Annotated in this window: 15 protein-coding genes; all 15 read right to left on the bottom strand. The window is 38.6% G+C overall.

The features are described from left to right. Positions 1 to 250 precede the first annotated feature (250 nt). The 15 genes from ACGHCK_RS10465 to recR all read right to left on the bottom strand — a co-directional run bounded on the left by ACGHCK_RS10465 (position 251) and on the right by recR (position 16,137). Positions 251 to 1,822, bottom strand: a complete 1,572-nt coding sequence (locus ACGHCK_RS10465; RefSeq protein WP_251422748.1) for a peptide chain release factor 3 — start codon at positions 1,820 to 1,822, stop codon at positions 251 to 253. Positions 1,823 to 2,152: 330 nt separating this feature from the next. Beyond that, complete coding sequence (locus ACGHCK_RS10460; RefSeq protein ID WP_271328241.1) at positions 2,153 to 3,100, bottom strand: hypothetical protein; 948 nt, start codon at positions 3,098 to 3,100, stop codon at positions 2,153 to 2,155. Continuing rightward, entirely contained in the window at positions 3,072 to 3,701 is a 630-nt protein-coding gene (locus tag ACGHCK_RS10455) for an ATP-binding cassette domain-containing protein (RefSeq protein WP_271328240.1), read from the bottom strand. Before ACGHCK_RS10455 ends, ACGHCK_RS10460 begins: the two co-directional genes overlap by 29 nt. 65 nt (positions 3,702 to 3,766) lie before the next feature. Beyond that, positions 3,767 to 4,174, bottom strand: coding sequence for a hypothetical protein (locus ACGHCK_RS10450; RefSeq protein ID WP_271328239.1), 408 nt, complete (start codon positions 4,172 to 4,174; stop codon positions 3,767 to 3,769). A 945-nt stretch (positions 4,175 to 5,119) separates the two neighbouring features. Continuing rightward, positions 5,120 to 5,521, bottom strand: a complete 402-nt coding sequence (locus ACGHCK_RS10445) for a hypothetical protein (RefSeq protein WP_251422760.1) — start codon at positions 5,519 to 5,521, stop codon at positions 5,120 to 5,122. 392 nt (positions 5,522 to 5,913) lie between these two features. Continuing rightward, a complete protein-coding gene (locus ACGHCK_RS10440; RefSeq protein ID WP_202229851.1) occupies positions 5,914 to 6,357 on the bottom strand; it encodes a divergent PAP2 family protein in 444 nt (147 codons plus the stop codon). Between the two features lie 160 nt (positions 6,358 to 6,517). Beyond that, positions 6,518 to 7,453 (bottom strand): ABC transporter ATP-binding protein, encoded by a 936-nt coding sequence (locus ACGHCK_RS10435; RefSeq protein WP_251422763.1) that lies wholly within the window; start codon positions 7,451 to 7,453, stop codon positions 6,518 to 6,520. Next, positions 7,453 to 8,514, bottom strand: coding sequence for an ABC transporter ATP-binding protein (locus ACGHCK_RS10430; RefSeq protein ID WP_251422766.1), 1,062 nt, complete (start codon positions 8,512 to 8,514; stop codon positions 7,453 to 7,455). Before ACGHCK_RS10430 ends, ACGHCK_RS10435 begins: the two co-directional genes overlap by 1 nt. 16 nt (positions 8,515 to 8,530) lie before the next feature. Continuing rightward, complete coding sequence (locus ACGHCK_RS10425) at positions 8,531 to 9,565, bottom strand: ABC transporter permease (protein ID WP_202229845.1); 1,035 nt, start codon at positions 9,563 to 9,565, stop codon at positions 8,531 to 8,533. Positions 9,566 to 9,580: 15 nt separating this feature from the next. Then, the gene (locus ACGHCK_RS10420; RefSeq protein ID WP_202229843.1) at positions 9,581 to 10,498 is read right to left on the bottom strand and encodes an ABC transporter permease; all 918 of its coding nucleotides are present in this window, start codon (positions 10,496 to 10,498) and stop codon (positions 9,581 to 9,583) included. A gap of 73 nt (positions 10,499 to 10,571) precedes the next feature. Further along, positions 10,572 to 12,245, bottom strand: coding sequence for a peptide ABC transporter substrate-binding protein (locus tag ACGHCK_RS10415; RefSeq protein WP_202229840.1), 1,674 nt, complete (start codon positions 12,243 to 12,245; stop codon positions 10,572 to 10,574). A gap of 211 nt (positions 12,246 to 12,456) precedes the next feature. Beyond that, positions 12,457 to 13,788, bottom strand: a complete 1,332-nt coding sequence (locus ACGHCK_RS10410; RefSeq protein ID WP_251422769.1) for a UDP-N-acetylmuramoyl-tripeptide--D-alanyl-D-alanine ligase — start codon at positions 13,786 to 13,788, stop codon at positions 12,457 to 12,459. Positions 13,789 to 14,080: 292 nt separating this feature from the next. Continuing rightward, complete coding sequence (locus ACGHCK_RS10405) at positions 14,081 to 14,347, bottom strand: metal-sensitive transcriptional regulator (protein ID WP_202229836.1); 267 nt, start codon at positions 14,345 to 14,347, stop codon at positions 14,081 to 14,083. 125 nt (positions 14,348 to 14,472) lie between these two features. Continuing rightward, the gene (locus ACGHCK_RS10400; protein WP_251422775.1) at positions 14,473 to 15,522 is read right to left on the bottom strand and encodes a D-alanine--D-alanine ligase; all 1,050 of its coding nucleotides are present in this window, start codon (positions 15,520 to 15,522) and stop codon (positions 14,473 to 14,475) included. Positions 15,523 to 15,534: 12 nt separating this feature from the next. Beyond that, positions 15,535 to 16,137, bottom strand: a complete 603-nt coding sequence (recR, locus tag ACGHCK_RS10395) for a recombination mediator RecR (protein WP_202229832.1) — start codon at positions 16,135 to 16,137, stop codon at positions 15,535 to 15,537. Positions 16,138 to 16,309 lie beyond the last annotated feature (172 nt).

The following is a 16,309-nucleotide window of genomic DNA, read 5'->3' as shown; positions in this document are numbered from 1 at the left end:
AAGATTTGTGCTTGATGATGTCCTGTCAGCTTTGTAAAACCAAGTCGGAAGTAGTTTTCTTCAGGGAAAATGAGGTCTGAGGCTTTCAAGTCTAGCATCAATGTGATAAAATCGGAATGAGTCATAGGAATCCTAACTAAAGTGTTTGTGTGGTAACTACATTTTAGCGAATTACTATGGCTTTTCTTGTATAAAAAAAGGGCAGTAGATTTTAATCTACCACCACAGATTATACAGAACCGGAAAAGTCTCAAACAGAAAACTGCTCCATCAATTCCACATCGGGGTATTTATCTTTGAACCAGCGCATGGCAAAGTCGTTTTCAAAGAGGAAGAGTGGATGATCAAAGCGGTCTCTAGCCAAGATATTTCGACTTGATGACATCTTCTCATCCAAGTCTTCTGGCTTAATCCAACGTACTGTTTTACTTCCCAGTGGTGTCATGATAATTTCTGAGTTGTACTCATTCTCCATACGATGTTTGAAAACTTCAAACTGCAACTGCCCAACCGCACCAAGCATGATTTCTCCTGTCGTGTAGGTTTTATAGAGCTGGATTGCACCTTCTTGTACCAACTGTTCGATACCCTTTTGAAATGATTTTTGCTTCATAACATTTTTTGCAGTCACACGCATAAAGAGTTCCGGAGTAAAGGTTGGCAAGGGCTCAAAAGGCGTTTTGAGTTTACCTGTCGTCAGTGTATCCCCGACTTGGTAAGTTCCTGTATCGTAAACCCCGATGATATCACCTGCCACAGCATTTTCAACATTTTCACGGGATTCTGCCATAAACTGAGTAACATTTGAAAGCTTGACCTGTTTGCCTGTACGAAGGAGCTTCACGCCCATCCCGCGTTCAAATTCGCCAGAAACGATACGAACAAAAGCGATACGGTCACGGTGGCGAATGTCCATATTGGCTTGAATTTTGAAGACAAAGCCCGAGAACTCCTCGCGCAGGGGATCGATGATTTCACCCTCTACTGTTTTGTGGCCATTTGGCTCGGGCGCGTAGGCCAAGAAAGTATCCAGGAAAGTTTCAACGCCAAAGTCTGTTAAAGCCGAGCCGAAAAACACTGGCGTGAGCTGACCTGCAAGAACTTTCTTCTCATCAAATTCATTACCTGCATCGAGTAAAAGTTCTGCATCCTCCATAGCCTGTGCGTAGAAAGGGTTATTTGTCAAGGGATGGCTGGCATCAATCTCGCCGTTTTCATCAAACTCAATGAAACGTTCTCCGTTTTCAGGCTGGTAAACTTCGATACGTTTGTTGTAGAAGTCATAGAGCCCTTGGAAGTTTTTCCCCATCCCGATTGGCCAGTTCATTGGCACAGAAGCGATTCCCAAGATATCTTCCAATTCGCTCAGTAAGTCAAGCGGCTCACGCCCATCACGGTCCAATTTATTAATAAAGGTAAATACAGGGATACCACGGCGTTTTACAACTTGGAAAAGTTTTTTCGTCTGGGCCTCGATACCTTTGGCGCTATCAATAACCATAACGGCAGCATCAACGGCCATCAGAGTACGGTAAGTATCTTCTGAGAAGTCCTCGTGCCCGGGTGTATCCAAGATATTCACGCGCTTGCCAGCATAATCAAACTGCATCACAGATGAAGTCACGGAAATCCCCCGTTCTTTTTCAATATCCATCCAGTCAGACTTAGCAAAGTTACCTGTCTTACGTGCTTTAACGGTTCCGGCCTCTCGGATAGCTCCACCAAATTTAAGGAGTTGTTCTGTTATCGTTGTTTTACCAGCATCCGGGTGACTGATGATGGCAAAGGTACGGCGTTTTTTTATTTCTTCTGCTCTATTCATTTTTCAAACCTATTCTTATCAAATTATATGCTTCTTAATTATAACAGAATTATCGTCTTGACTCTAGGTTGACCTCCATGAGACTCCGACAAGGCATAAAAATTATGAGACCGAGAATCACTCTTTCCTATAAGCAAGGAATGCTGCAAAACATCAAAATAAAAAATGGAAAATCCCATTTATAAAATTGATTGCGAAAAAATTTACTTTTCGTCCCCGTTCTTTGCTGTTTAAAATATTATGATTCTTTCTCTCATGCAATCTCTATCTTCAAATGATTCTCAGCCAACAAGATTTCAACTGTTCGCTTATCTTCCTTGGGGAATTTTTTCAAAGAGTGAATCGCGTTTTTTTATAAAAAATCCCCCACCCAATTCCTAAAGCAAGTAGAACATGGACTATTAAGATTCCCCATGCTTCTAAAAAAGGTATTTGCAGCAGAGGTACTGGCTGAGTAATGACATCTTTTCCAACATTTGAAAAGACATTCATCATTCCATTTTTAAAATCATATTTCCCAAAATTAGGTAATACTAAATCATAAAGTAAGAATAAAACAATGCTTATAACACTACTCTTTATAATTAGAGATAAAGTAAACCAAATAACCGCAGTAATGACATCCATGAGGAAAACAGTTAATCCTAGGGCAGCTAAATCAAGGAGTGAATTGTGGACCTCAAAAATTGAACCGTATTTTGAAACATCTATACTCTCAATAAAATGAACAGATAAACCACCTATAACAAGTGAAATTAAAGTGGTAAAAACTAAAGCAATAAATAAAACACTTATTATGACAAGGTATTTCCCCACCAAAATCTCTTGCCATGAATTATGGTTCAATTTTCTCTTATAAGTAGCACTTTTATAGTCATAAGTTGCGACAAAAATACCTAAAAATCCAGAAATTATTGGTAAAAATATTAGTCCAGAATACTTAAGAAAGAATTTCGGAAATCCAAGCAAACTCATCTGATTATTCGATATCATCAGACTTTCATAACTATACCTCGCTGAATTTTCAATAGAAGTATCCACTTGATCTTGACCATTTGTAGACTGACTCAAAGAATAAGGTTTATGTAAATCATTTTCAAATTCCTGCTCGCTGTTATACACCTTCTGAGTTTCTTTAAACTGCATAACACTACTCGTTTGTGTTATCTTTGCTTGGAAGGCTCCAAAAATAAGAAGAAGCATTAACAATAAAGCCCCTACTAATAAAGTTTTAGAACTCATTAAATAGCTAATTTCTTGGCGCAAAGTATTTTTCATATGTTCCCTTTACTCCATAGTCCTTCCATTTCATTTCTTGTATAATTTTATAATCGCTCAAAACATAAAGATTATCAATTATGTCCTCATAAAAGCTGAAATCATGACCTGTTAATAAAATAATTTTATCTGTCTTCGCCTCGCTCAATACCTTTTTTAAATCAGCTAAGGCTTGGTAATCCAAACCATTCGTAATCTCATCCATCATGGATAACTTGGGCGTAAGCAATTCCCAAATAATAAGGGAAATCTTCTTTTTTAGTCTCGAGCTTGGTAAATACCTTATAGCTACTGCATCAATTTCCTCTTTAGAGTATTTAAATTTTGTAAAAATTTCTATGTTTTTATACCCAGATAAATTACCATACAAAGATAAATCATCATATAATGTAAAACTGTCTTGATGTATGTGGAGATTCTTTATTCTTCCACTATCTTCTTTCTGTAGTCCTGAAAGTAGTTTGATCAAAGTTGTTTTCCCAAAACCATTTGGAGCCATCAAAAATGAAATTTTCCCACTTTCAAAAGTGGCGTTTGCATTTTCAAATATTATTTTTTCAGAAAATTGCTTATAAAGTTCTTCTATCTTTACATTTTCCATGTTTTTTCCTTAAAGAAGAGCCAAAAGAAAACAAATAGTCTCCCTCTGGCTCCATATTTTTTCAATTAACCTACCCAATTTGCAGTCCATGAAGCATTGGAACAAACCCAAGTTTGCATTGTTTTCGTTTGACTAATTAAGTTAGCATTCCCCCACGGAATCGGGATGCCACCACCACCTAAGTAGCGCCCTTGATAAGATCTTTGAGTTGTGGTTTTTGATACCATCTTAATTCCTTTGAGTGACATGGTAAGCGGGAAGATAGCCCCTCCATCTTGATATGCATAAGAGCTAGTAACTGATTTACCATTATAAGAAAATGTTACGTAATCATTACTCCACATCAGTGCTGAGCCTTTATAACAACTTGTTGTTCTTGTTCCAGCTTTTCCAACTGCGGGTATCACTACGGAAACCATTAACAACGCTCCAGCAATAATTGAAACAATTTTCTTCAAATTTATTCTTTTCATAAACCTTACTCCAATCTTAATTATTTATTTCTGAGTCCATTTTTCTCCTCTACAAATGCAGGTAATTAAAAGATATCTAATTTGTAGATAAAAGCGTATACTATTACTAGGTAGGATTACGTATTTGGTCTTGTAGTGTACACTGAAGCCAAATAGGAGTACATATTGGACCAGCAGCATTTAAAAATTTTGCATCTTCCATGTTTTTTCTCCTATAATTTTTATCTTACTAGATCCAGATTTATTACTAAGTTTTCCGCCAAGTCTATTTTATTGTAAAAATAGAGGAAAAAAGATAGTCTTTGCAACAGAATTAATAAACAATTAGCTCATAGTTTAAAATATCTTGAGTTTTTTTGTTCTTTTGTATCTACTTTTTTTATCAACGTATCCATCAGAGTACAAAACGCGTACAACTGGAAAGATAAAGAATAAAAAAATATTTCCGTTTTCAACAGACGGTTTTAAGGTAATTAGGAGAGAATTTGACAATGTATTAATACCTATAGATGAGAGAGTCAGATATGATGAAAATATTTTAATGGTTTATGGAGCAATTTTATCAACGATTTTATTTACAAAGAAGTACTCTACAAGGATAAAAAGGGTTAGAAACACTGTATTCCAAATTTCAGATAAAAATGTTATATGTCGAAATACGATAACTGTAATTATAATAAACGTTATCATGAGTAATGCTTTGATGGTCGATGATTTATTCATAACTATCCTTTTAATTATTTTATTGCCTTCCAAAGTTAGTGACACGTCTCAGATATACATTATAGTCAAACCACCAACCTGATTTGGTATACAAATGTCTATCAACTATCACGGTAGCAATAACAACAGCTGCTCCTGCCGCAGGTCCACCAGCTAAAAATCCGAGATAAAAGCCTGCTCCTGCAACCCCACCGTGGAGAATATCATTTGTTAGTCCTTTATCTAGACCAACTCGTACACTGTTCCACCGGATTGCAAGTAGACCATTGTCCCATAAGAACGAGCTAAGGAGTTTGTATTATCAAAAGACACACATTGTAGGGCCATTTTAGTTGAAGGATTAATCGTTAAATTATTATCTTGAATATATTTATTTGTATCAGATACTACCTTATTAATTTCGGATAAAGTAGTATTTGGTATTTTTCCGTCACTATCTTTAACAATAAATTTATTGTTATATACTTCAATAAATTTATCAAATTGACCTAAATCTTGAACAGAAGAAGTTTGACTACTTTTCACTTCGTCTGCAGATGTTTTTGTGACTGTTAAATTTGCAAATCCTATGGTTGAAAATGTAACTGTAGCAACAGCAAGTATAATTCCTTTTTTCTTTTCCATAAAATTTCCTTCTCTAAAAAAGGTATTTCCACTGCTATTATCATACTTTTAGCTGGCAGTTACAAGAGTTAAAAATCCCTGTTCAGCAAAGATTTAATCTAGTATTATAGATTGATGCTTATTCATGTAAAATATATCTTACCCATGTATAATCTTTTGCGAAATTCAAAAGCGTGTAGCCTTACGGAATAATGGCTCGCATGAAATTAGTAAGAAGCGTTCACCAAGCAATAAAAAGTGTATCTATAAAATAAAGAGCTGCATGATTTTGATGCAACTCTTTGTTTTGTATGTGTATTTATATATTAATATTCAAGAGAAAACTTGATGAGAAATAGCTTATACGACTCTGATAGCGTGTTATCCTATGTACAATAACAGTACAGCCTGCTTCAATTCATCAAAAGTGCAACAAGGATTCCTAAAATAGCACCGCCAAGCACCTGTACTGGTGTATGCCCCAGTAATTCCTTCAGCGCTTTTTCTGCATTGATCTTGGGGCTCTCAATCGTTTTGATAATGATATTCAAGATATAAGCATGCGTTCCTGCTTGACGTCGAATCCCTTGCGCATCATACATCACCACAAAGGCAAAAACTGTTGCCACAGCAAAAACAGGCGAGTCAAACCCTTGCGATAATCCCGTTGCTGTCGTCATTGAAACAACTAGAGCACTGTGGGAACTCGGCATACCTCCTGTCGCAAAAAGTAAACTCCAATCCAGCTTTTTATAACGAAATACATCAACGATAATTTTAATTATTTGTGCAGCAAACCATCCCACTAGAGCCGTTAGCAGTATTTGGTTACTTATAATTTCTTTAAAAAAATCCATTGCTTCCCCTCCTCTTGCCATAAAAAATTTTCAAAATAAACTATAAATCCTTAACTTCATTTTATATCATTTATAGAAATTTCAAAAGTAAAACAGTATAGCTTCACTATTTTCCCAGCTCTATCTAAAAAACCACACCATTTGTGGTGCAGTTTATTTCTTAAGCTGTTGCAATTTTTTTGTATTCAGCAGCTTCTTCTTCAGTTGACAAAACGAAGTGCCCTGGAGTGATTTCACGAAGCTCACGTGGCTGTCCATCCAGCTCAGCTGTTGGATCGTAAGACTGTGGCACACGACTACGCTCTGAGATTGGATCTGGTGCAGGAATCGCACTCAATAATGATTTTGTGTAAGGGTGTAGAGCATGGTTATACACTTGGTCTGAGGTCCCCACTTCAAGAATTTTCCCCCAGTGCATGACACCGATACGATCCGAAATATATTTAACCATTGATAAGTCATGGGCGATAAAAAGATAGGTTAAGCCCTCTTTTTCTTGGATATCACGCATCAAGTTGACGACCTGAGCTTGAATAGAGACGTCCAATGCCGAAATTGGCTCATCAGCTACAATAAATTTAGGATTCACTGCCAAAGCGCGGGCAATACCGATACGTTGACGTTGTCCACCAGAAAACTCATGAGGATAACGTGTCATATGATCTTGATTAAGCCCTACCAATTGGAGCAATTCTTTAACTTTTTCTGTGCGTTCTTCTGGGGTTTTAGCTAACCCATTAACGTCAATCCCTTCAGCAATGATATCCTTAACACGCATTCTGCCATTCAATGAGGCTTGCGGATCTTGGAAAATCATCTGTACCTTTTCGCGGAATTTTTTCAGCTCAGTTCCCTTAATCTTGCTAACATCCTTACCATTGAAATGAATTTCACCTTTATGAATGTCATAAAGCTTTAGAATTGCACGACCAATTGTTGTTTTACCAGAACCTGATTCACCTACAAGACCGAATGTTTCCCCCTCATAGATGTGAAAAGAAACGTCGTTGATGGCTTTATTGACATTCTTTTTACCCTTGTTGAAAACTAGGTCAACACCCTTGAATTCGACAAGTTTTTTTCTTTCTTCAGTCATTATTCAGCATTTCCCTTCATTTTCATTTCTTCCCAACGCGCCCAACGCTGTTGGATATTTTCAGATGGTGTTACCTTTGGTGAACGCTCATCTAAAAGCCATGATTTCACTTGATGTGTAGGTGAAATTTCAAAGTATGGCGGTGCTTCTTCAAAGTCAATTTCCAAAGCATACTGGTTACGGACAGCAAAGGCATCGCCTTTTGGCGGATGGAGCAGATCTGGAGGCGTTCCTGGAATTGATACAAGTCGCTCAACATCTGTGTCAACAGTTGGCATTGAGTCTAAGAGACCCCATGTATAAGGATGTTGTGGGTTGTAGAAAATTTCTTCCACAGTCCCGTATTCCACAATCTCCCCGGCATACATAACGGCAACACGGTCAGCAAAACCTGCAACAACACCCAAATCATGAGTGATAAAGATGATTGAGGATTCAATACGCTGTTGCAGCTCTGCCATCATGTGCATAATCTGTGCTTGAATCGTTACATCCAAGGCGGTTGTTGGCTCATCTGCAATAAGAATTTCTGGATCAGCAGCAAGAGCAATAGCGATTACCGCACGTTGACGCATCCCACCCGACCATTGGTGCGGGTAGTCGTTGATGTGCTGCTCACTTTGGGGAATCCCTACCGCTTTCATCAGCTCCAAAGCTTTTGCCAAAGCATCTTTTTTCTTCATCCCTTTATGCTTAATTAAAGGTTCCGCAATTTGATTTCCGATACGCATGGTTGGGTCCAATGAAGTCATCGGATCTTGGAAAATCATTGAAATCTCATTGCCTCGGATTTTTTGCCAATCTTCTTCTTTGATGTCAAGCAGATTACGACCCTTAAAAAGGATTTCGCCTTCAGGAATTTCGGCATTGGCTGCATTTAGTCCCATCAAGGTTTTGGTTGTTACAGATTTACCAGAACCTGATTCCCCAACGATAGCTAAGGTTTCACCTTTTTTTAAGTCAAAGGAAACATCACGGATGGCTTTCACCTTTCCAGCATATGTTTTGAAATTGACATGCAGATTTTTTACTTCAAGTACTTTTTCTTCTTTTTCAGTCATTTTACTTCCTCATTTCTTAGTCTTGGCCTGATTTTGGATCAAAAGCGTCACGTAAGCCATAACCAAAGAGGAAGAAGGCAAGTGACAAGAGTGACAAGACTACTGCAGGTACTGCAACTTGGAATGGATAGAATTGCAAACTTTGAATACCGTCAGAAATCAATGAACCCAATGATGCTGTTGGCGGTTTAACACCTAAGTTAATCGCAGAAAGAACAGCTTCAAAGAAGATGACTGACGGAATATCGAACATAATTTGTACGATAATAACACCCAGCATATTTGGAATAAGGTGTTTTACCATAATCTTGAATGGGCTTGCACCCAGAGTTTTCGCTGCAAGTACAAACTCCCGTTCTTTCAGCGACAAGGTCATGTTTCTTACCTGCCGGGCGATTCCTGTCCAGATAAAGAGACCGATAGCTAAGACAATTGAAATTATCCCTTGACCCAGCAAAAGTCCGAACATGGTTACAATAACTAAACTTGGAATAGAGCTAATGATTTCGATGATACGTTGCATCACTGTATCAACTTTTCCACCAACCCATCCTGAAATTAATCCATAAGTAATCCCTATAAGCACATCAAAGACGATGGAGGCAAAGGCGATAATCAAAGAAATACGTAAACCAACGATTGTACGTTTGGCGATTGAGCGTCCCAGAGCATCTGTACCAAAGATAAATGATTTGCCTTCTGGGACATTCTGCACCTTATACATGTCTTCCGCAATCGTACTTCCTGGCGCTGCAAAATTACCATTCCACCCAGGAATATTTAGATTGCCGAGTTTAGGTGGCAAGTTCTTATATATTTGTACCTCATTAGGATCAAAATGATTGGCCTCTGATTGAGGGACCAAAACTGTCGAAACTGCGGAGAACAGGAGCGTGCAAACAACGAGAATCATCGCTACCATCGCCACCTTATTTTTCTTGAAACGGCGCCAAGCATCTTGCCAGAAAGTGAGGGCAGGTTTCGCAATCATTTCACTCGCTTCAAAATCACGCTGTGTTACAAGTTTAAATTTACTGTTAATATTTTCCATTTTCTCCCCTCCTTTCTAGTCTAAACGCACACGTGGATCAACAAAGGCTGTAATAATATCTGTGATTAAAATCATCGCCATCAACATCACAGCATAGACGATTGTTGTCCCCATGATAACAGGAAAATCCTTTGAAGGAATAGACTGAACAAACTGTTGACCGATACCTGGAATTGAGAAGATAGTCTCAATCAAAACTGATCCGGTCAAAAGTCCTGCACTCATCGGTCCTATGAGTGTCAGCATCGGAATCAAAGAGTTACGGATAGCATGTTTCCAAAGCACTTCACGATCAGATAAACCTTTAGCTCGAGCCAGCAAGATATAATCTGATGAAAGTGATTCAATCATTTGGGCACGGACAAAGCTCATTACCTGAGACATTGGAGCAAAGGATAGGGCTAACGCTGGCAATATTGTTTGGGCAAATGTCCCCCAACCTGATACAGGCAATAACTGCCAAGTGTAACCAAAGTAAAGAAGGAGCAAAGTACCTACGATGAAAGAAGGAACAGAGAAGAACACTGTTGAGATAATACTCAAAAGACCATCAATCCAAGTGTTTTTAAAACGTGCTGCAACAACACCAAAGAACACTCCAGCAACAACACCGATAAGGAGTGCTTCAAAACCAAGCTGTGCCGAAACAGGTAAACGTTGGGCAATCATGGTACTCACAGGTTGATTCGCAAAGGTAAATGAAGTTCCAAAGTTACCTGTGAAGGCATTTTGCAGGTAGATAAAATACTGGACAATCAACGGTTTATCTAAACCATATGCAGCATTCAACTGTTGAATTTGTTCTGGTGTTAATTTGGGGTTATTGAAAGGTGTTCCTGGCATAACTTGCATCAGGAAGAAAGTTGCCGTAATAACCACAAATAATGTCAAGAGCATCAATAAGATACGTTTTACGAGATATTTAGCTAACATATAATAATTCCTTAATAAAAACACGAAAAGTAGGCCTAATAAGCCCTACTTGTTCGTTTGATGTTAGTGCCTACTATTTTTCGATGTAAACACCTTTGAGATCGTAAGTCAAACCTGTTGAGTTAAATTGCAAACCTTTAAGGTGTGGGTTACGAAGAACTGGTGTTGAACGGAAGTACATTGGGTTGATGCTTGACTCATCAAAGAGCGCTGCTTCTGCATCTTTGTAAGCTTGATCACGAGCTTTATCGTCCAATACTACTGGCACTGTTGATGCTTTTGTCCAAGCCGCTTGGTAAGCAGGATTTACAAATTTACCATCGTTATAACCTGAGCCATCTGCAAAGAGTTGCAAGAATGTTGATGGTTCAGCATAGTCACCACCCCAAAGTGAGAGAACCACATCAAAGTTTTGGTTTTTCGAATCTTTCAAACGTTGTTGGAAAGGTACGATTTTTTGAGTAAGTGTCAAGCCTGGCAATGTTTTAGAAAGTGAAGCTTGCAAGAAATCAGCGATAGATTTTGAAACTGGCGCATCAGCATCAGTTGTATACTGGAGATTCAGTGATGTTACACCGACTTCTTTCAAACCTTTTTCCCAAAGTTCTTTTGCTTTCGCAGCATCGTAGTTGTAATCTTGTTTGGCAAATTCAGCGAAGTCTTTACCATCTGCTGTTACTGACATGCCTGCTGGTGTAAAGGTTTGTGCTACTGTACCTGCTGGGATGAATTGATCAACGATAGCTTTACGGTCAGTTGCTAAGTTAAGTGCCTCGCGGATATTTTTATTTTGAAGTGCTTTTGCTACTTCTGGACTTGTTGTACCACCACCAGATTGATTATATTGAAGATAAGCAGTTGTTGCTTCTTTTAGAACAACAAGATCCTTACCGTCATTGTAGCCTTTATTGGCATTATACAAATCCATAGTACCCAAGCTTGCTTGGTCTAGCTTACCTTGTTTAAAGAGCTGAACAGCTGTATTTGGATTTGATTGAACAGTGTAGTCGATTTCTTCTGATTTTACATTATCTTTGTCATAGTAATCAGGGTTTTTTACAAGTGAATAGCTGTTGTTTGTTCCTGTCCATCCTGCATCTTTCTTGAACATGAATGGTCCAGAATAAACAACTTTATCAGATGAAGTCCCGTACTGTTTACCAAATTCTTCAACTGCCGATTTGTTTACAGGTTTGTAAACGCCATTAGCAAGAAGGAATTTAAAGTAAGGCGTTGGTTGTGTCAATGTAACTACAAGCTCATGGTCACCATTTACTTTTACGCCCAACTCGTTGAGGTCTTTAACCTTACCTGTGTTGATTTCATTCGCATTTTTAATGTTCCCCAACAAGTAAGCATATTGTGAACCTGTTTCAGGGTTTACAGCACGCTGCCATGAATAAAGGAAATCCTTTGCTGTCAATGAATCACCGTTTGACCACTTAAGACCGTCACGCAAAGTAATCGTGTATGTCAAACCGTCATCTGATACTTTAATATCTGATGCCAAAGCGTTTTGAGCAACACCTTTGTCGTCAACACGTGTCAAACCTTCTTGTACATTTCCGATAAAGAGATTTGAATACGCATCTGTCGCCAAACCTGAATCCAATGTCGCAATGTTTGTAGGAACTGAGAGTTGGGGATTGGCTGCTTTTGAGTCCCCCCCGCCATTTCCACAAGCTGCTAGGAGCCCTACCGAAGCTAGGGCAACTGTTCCTAATGATACTTTTTTCCAATTATCCATGTAACATCCTCTTTCTATTTGATTTATTCGACAACACCTTATTTGTTTAGTATTGTCTGAAAATTTATTATGTTCTCTATTATACTTAATTCAACCTAAATTGTAAAGACTTTTCTACATATTTTTTGTAAATTTTTGACATTAAAAATTTTTATGGACTATTTCCGAACATTGTTTCCTATTTCAAGTATTAAAAAAGCATTTTACATGCTTATTTTTGTAATTCTTCAACAATTGTTCCTAATTTCATGCTGTTGGACCCTTTAAGGAGAAGTTGATCTTGCGGACCCAAAATTTCTTTAATATTTTCTGCAAGATTTGTTAAATCTGTAAAGTAAGAAACTCTATCTTGTGGAAGTTCCACCAGAAGATTTTTCATTAACTCACCATATAGATAGACATGATCCATGACAGAAAAATCAAGGGATTGAGCAATGTTCCCATGAAGTTCTGGTGCTTGCTCTCCTAGCTCAAGCATATCCGCAAGAACCGCAAATTTACGTCCGCCCTCGTTTTTAGGTATTGCCTGAAAGGTTTCTAAGATAAGTTTCATGGCTGTAGGATTAGCATTATAAACATCACTGAGGATATCGGCACCATTGCTTGCTTTCTTCCACTCTGTGCGGTTTCGAGTCAATGTCACGCTGGAAAGCGCATGTGCAATCTTATCTTCTTCAATGTCAAATAAGGTTCCCACATAGGCAGCAAGCATCGCATTGGTCGCATTAAATTTTCCTGGAACAGGAATAGTAATCTCCCTGTTCAAGAAATTTGTAGTGAAACTGAGCATGTTCTTATGTTCGATGAGTTGCGTCACAAAAATACCTTCATCTGGACCAAAACGCGTAATTTTTGTATCTGCTGGCAAATATTTATTGATAATTTTATCTGCTGGGACAATAAGTTCACCCTCTGGTCGTAAGCCTGACTTGATGCCCAATTTCCCCTCCGCAATTTTGTCACGTGTTCCGAAAAATTCTAGATGAGACTCGCCGATGAGAGTTACGATTGCTATCTTAGGCTTGGCTATTTTTGAGAGAAAATCAATATCGCCAAGGCGATCCATCCCCATTTCCAGAACAATTTTTTCAGTATCATCCGGCATGTGTAAGATGGTGTAAGGCATGCCTATCTCGTTGTTATAATTCCCCTGTGTCTTATAGGTCTTATATTTTTCAGAAAGTACCGCCTGAATCATGTCCTTTGTAGTTGTTTTACCATTTGACCCTGTGACAGCAATTACTTCAACCGCCATTTTTTCTAGATAATACTGGGCTAATCTTTGAAAAGCAGTCAAGCAGTCCTTGACACGTAAATGTGGGGCTTGAATATCTTTTTCTGAAAATGTCGCAATCGCACCTTGTGCAAAAGCTGTTTCAATGAATGCGTGACCATCTCTTGTCCCTTTAAGGGGCAAGAAAAGATCACCTTCTTTGACTTCACGGCTATCAAATTCAATATTGTGAACTTCTGTATCTGCCAGTTCTGACCAGTTGTTTGTCGCACCGACAACGCGGGCAATTTCGTGTAATGTAAGCTTCATAGTTCCATTATACCAGAGGCTAAGATAAATGTCTTAAAAACAGAAAAAACGCGCGTTCTCAGTATAAGAGTTTGCCGCTAGTGAGCGTTTTCATTTCATGTCCTGACTAACTTTGGATAAATTTAGACTTTTGTTCCTATTTCATTGATTGATGATGGCGATAGGACTCAGCAAAGAGGTTTTTTGTCGAATAGAAAGCTGAAACAAATGCTACAGGATTGCATTTCAAACCAGTGCTTTATGAGGGCTGAAAAGTGCCCATTGTGCCAGAAAAAGTGCCTCTCTCCAGCACTTACTTTTTAATAACCATTTTAATCGCCTGATTTATTTTTCTCTCACGCTCTTTTTCATCAGTTTCTTCTAGTGATAGAAGACAGGTTTGTAAATTTTCAGCAACGATAAGTCCTATCAAGCTATCGAGACTAGAGCGAACTGCTTTGAGCTGTGTTACTACTGCCTCACAGTCTTTCCCTTCTTCTACCATGCGTAGAACCCCCTGTAGCTGACCGTCTGCTCTCTTTAGTCTGTTTTTGATCTTACTGTCATAAGTTGTTTCCATCAGAATATCTCCCCCTCCCTTTAATATGTTCCCCTCTATAGTTCATTAAAAATAAAAATCTTATCCAAAAAAACCTAAAGAAGTTTCTTTAAGTTTCTGATAGGCTCTGCTATAAACTTTTCTACTCATAGAAGATGGCTTTCGCGATTTTTAAAAGCTTCTTGAGCAAGGGAAACTAATTCTTCAATCAGCTCACTGTATGACAAGCCCATATTTTCCCAGAGCAAAGGATACATTGACCATTGTGTGAACCCTGGTATTGCATTAACTTCATTGAGATAAATGTTGCCCTTTTCATCATAGAAGAAATCACAGCGTGATAAACCAGCACCGTTCATCGCTTGATAAGCCTTTTCAGCATAATCGCGTATTTTTTCCGCTATCTCATTTGGAATATCGGCGGGAATCGCCATTTCAATCTTATTGTCAATATATTTTGAACGGTAGTCGTAAAAATCCACGTCCTTAACAACCTCACCTGGAAGAGTCGAGCGGACCTTCCCACCATTGCCCAGTACTGCACACTCTATTTCACGCGCCACAACTCCCTGTTCAACAAGGACACGACTGTCATATTTGTAGGCTTCTGCTAGACCTGCTTCCAACTCCTCTAGGCTACTTACTTTAGAAATACCGACACTTGAGCCCATGTTAGCTGGCTTAACAAAAACTGGGAAAGTCAGTTTTTCTTGAACTTCTGCATGAATTTTGGCTTGGTTTTCATCCGCATAGGCTGCAACATAAGGCACTTGTGGTATGTCCACTGCAGAAAAAACATGCTTGGCCAATAGCTTATCCATGGTCGCACTGGCTGACAGGATATTTGGCCCCACATAAGCAAGGCGCAGAATTTCCAAGAAGCCTTGAATTGAGCCATCTTCGCCCATAGGTCCATGTAGGACAGGAAAAACAACTGCATCTTCTTCATAAATATCAGATGGAGCAACTTTTTGCTCTATCTTGATTGTTCCATTAGTCATTAATTTTTCATTTTCGGCAGGTGTTTCAGTGAATTCCTGTGTTTTGATAAAATCACCAGCTTGACTGATAAAGTAAGTCTTGACTACAAACTTATCATAATTAACTGCACGCATCACACTTTCAGCTGAAAGAACCGATACTTCTCGTTCTGCACTGCGACCGCCATATAACAAAATCAATGTTTCTTTTGACATAATTTTCTCCACTTAAATTTCCATACGATTTTCAACTGCTTTTGATAATGTAACCTCATCAGCATACTCAATATCTGATCCCACGGCAAGACCACGTGCTAAACGTGTCACCTTGATTCCCGCAGGTTTAATCATACGGGAGAGGTACATAGCTGTAGCCTCACCATCAGATGTAGCGTTAGTAGCAAGGATAACTTCCTCTATTTGGCTGTCGCCCATGAGCCTTGTCAAGAGACTCTTGACATTAATTTCATCAGGTCCGATGCCGTTCATCGGGCTAATCGTCCCATGCAAGACATGATAAAGTCCTCTGTACTCACGGATTTTTTCCATGGCCAAAACATCCTTGCTCTCTTCTACAACCAGTATCGTTGTCCGATCACGAAGAGCGTCTTCACAAATAGCACAGGGATCACTTTCTGTTAAGTTACCACAGATTGAGCAAAAGCGTAAATCACGCTTTGCTGATATAAGGTTTCGGGCAAATTCATTGACGTCTTGATCATCCATTCCAATCGTATGAAAGGCCAGACGTGTCGCTGTTTTTTGCCCAATACCGGGCAGCTTGCTAAAGCTTTCTATAAGTTTAGCGATTGGTTCTGGATAATAAACCATGTTTTCCTTTCTTTCTTCTAGTAAGATAAAGTTATAACTATTATACCACACCTCTCTCTATGAAAATTATCAATCACTCTGCAACAGGACAAAAATGGCAACACTTTATGAGGAAAGCGATGGATTACTCTTATTTAGCGAGATAGGGGCATTGAGTATTATAACACAACTT

This window comes from Lactococcus muris (genome assembly GCF_042849115.1).
Lineage (GTDB): Bacteria > Bacillota > Bacilli > Lactobacillales > Streptococcaceae > Lactococcus > Lactococcus muris.
This window is presented reverse-complemented; position numbering and strand designations above follow the sequence as displayed.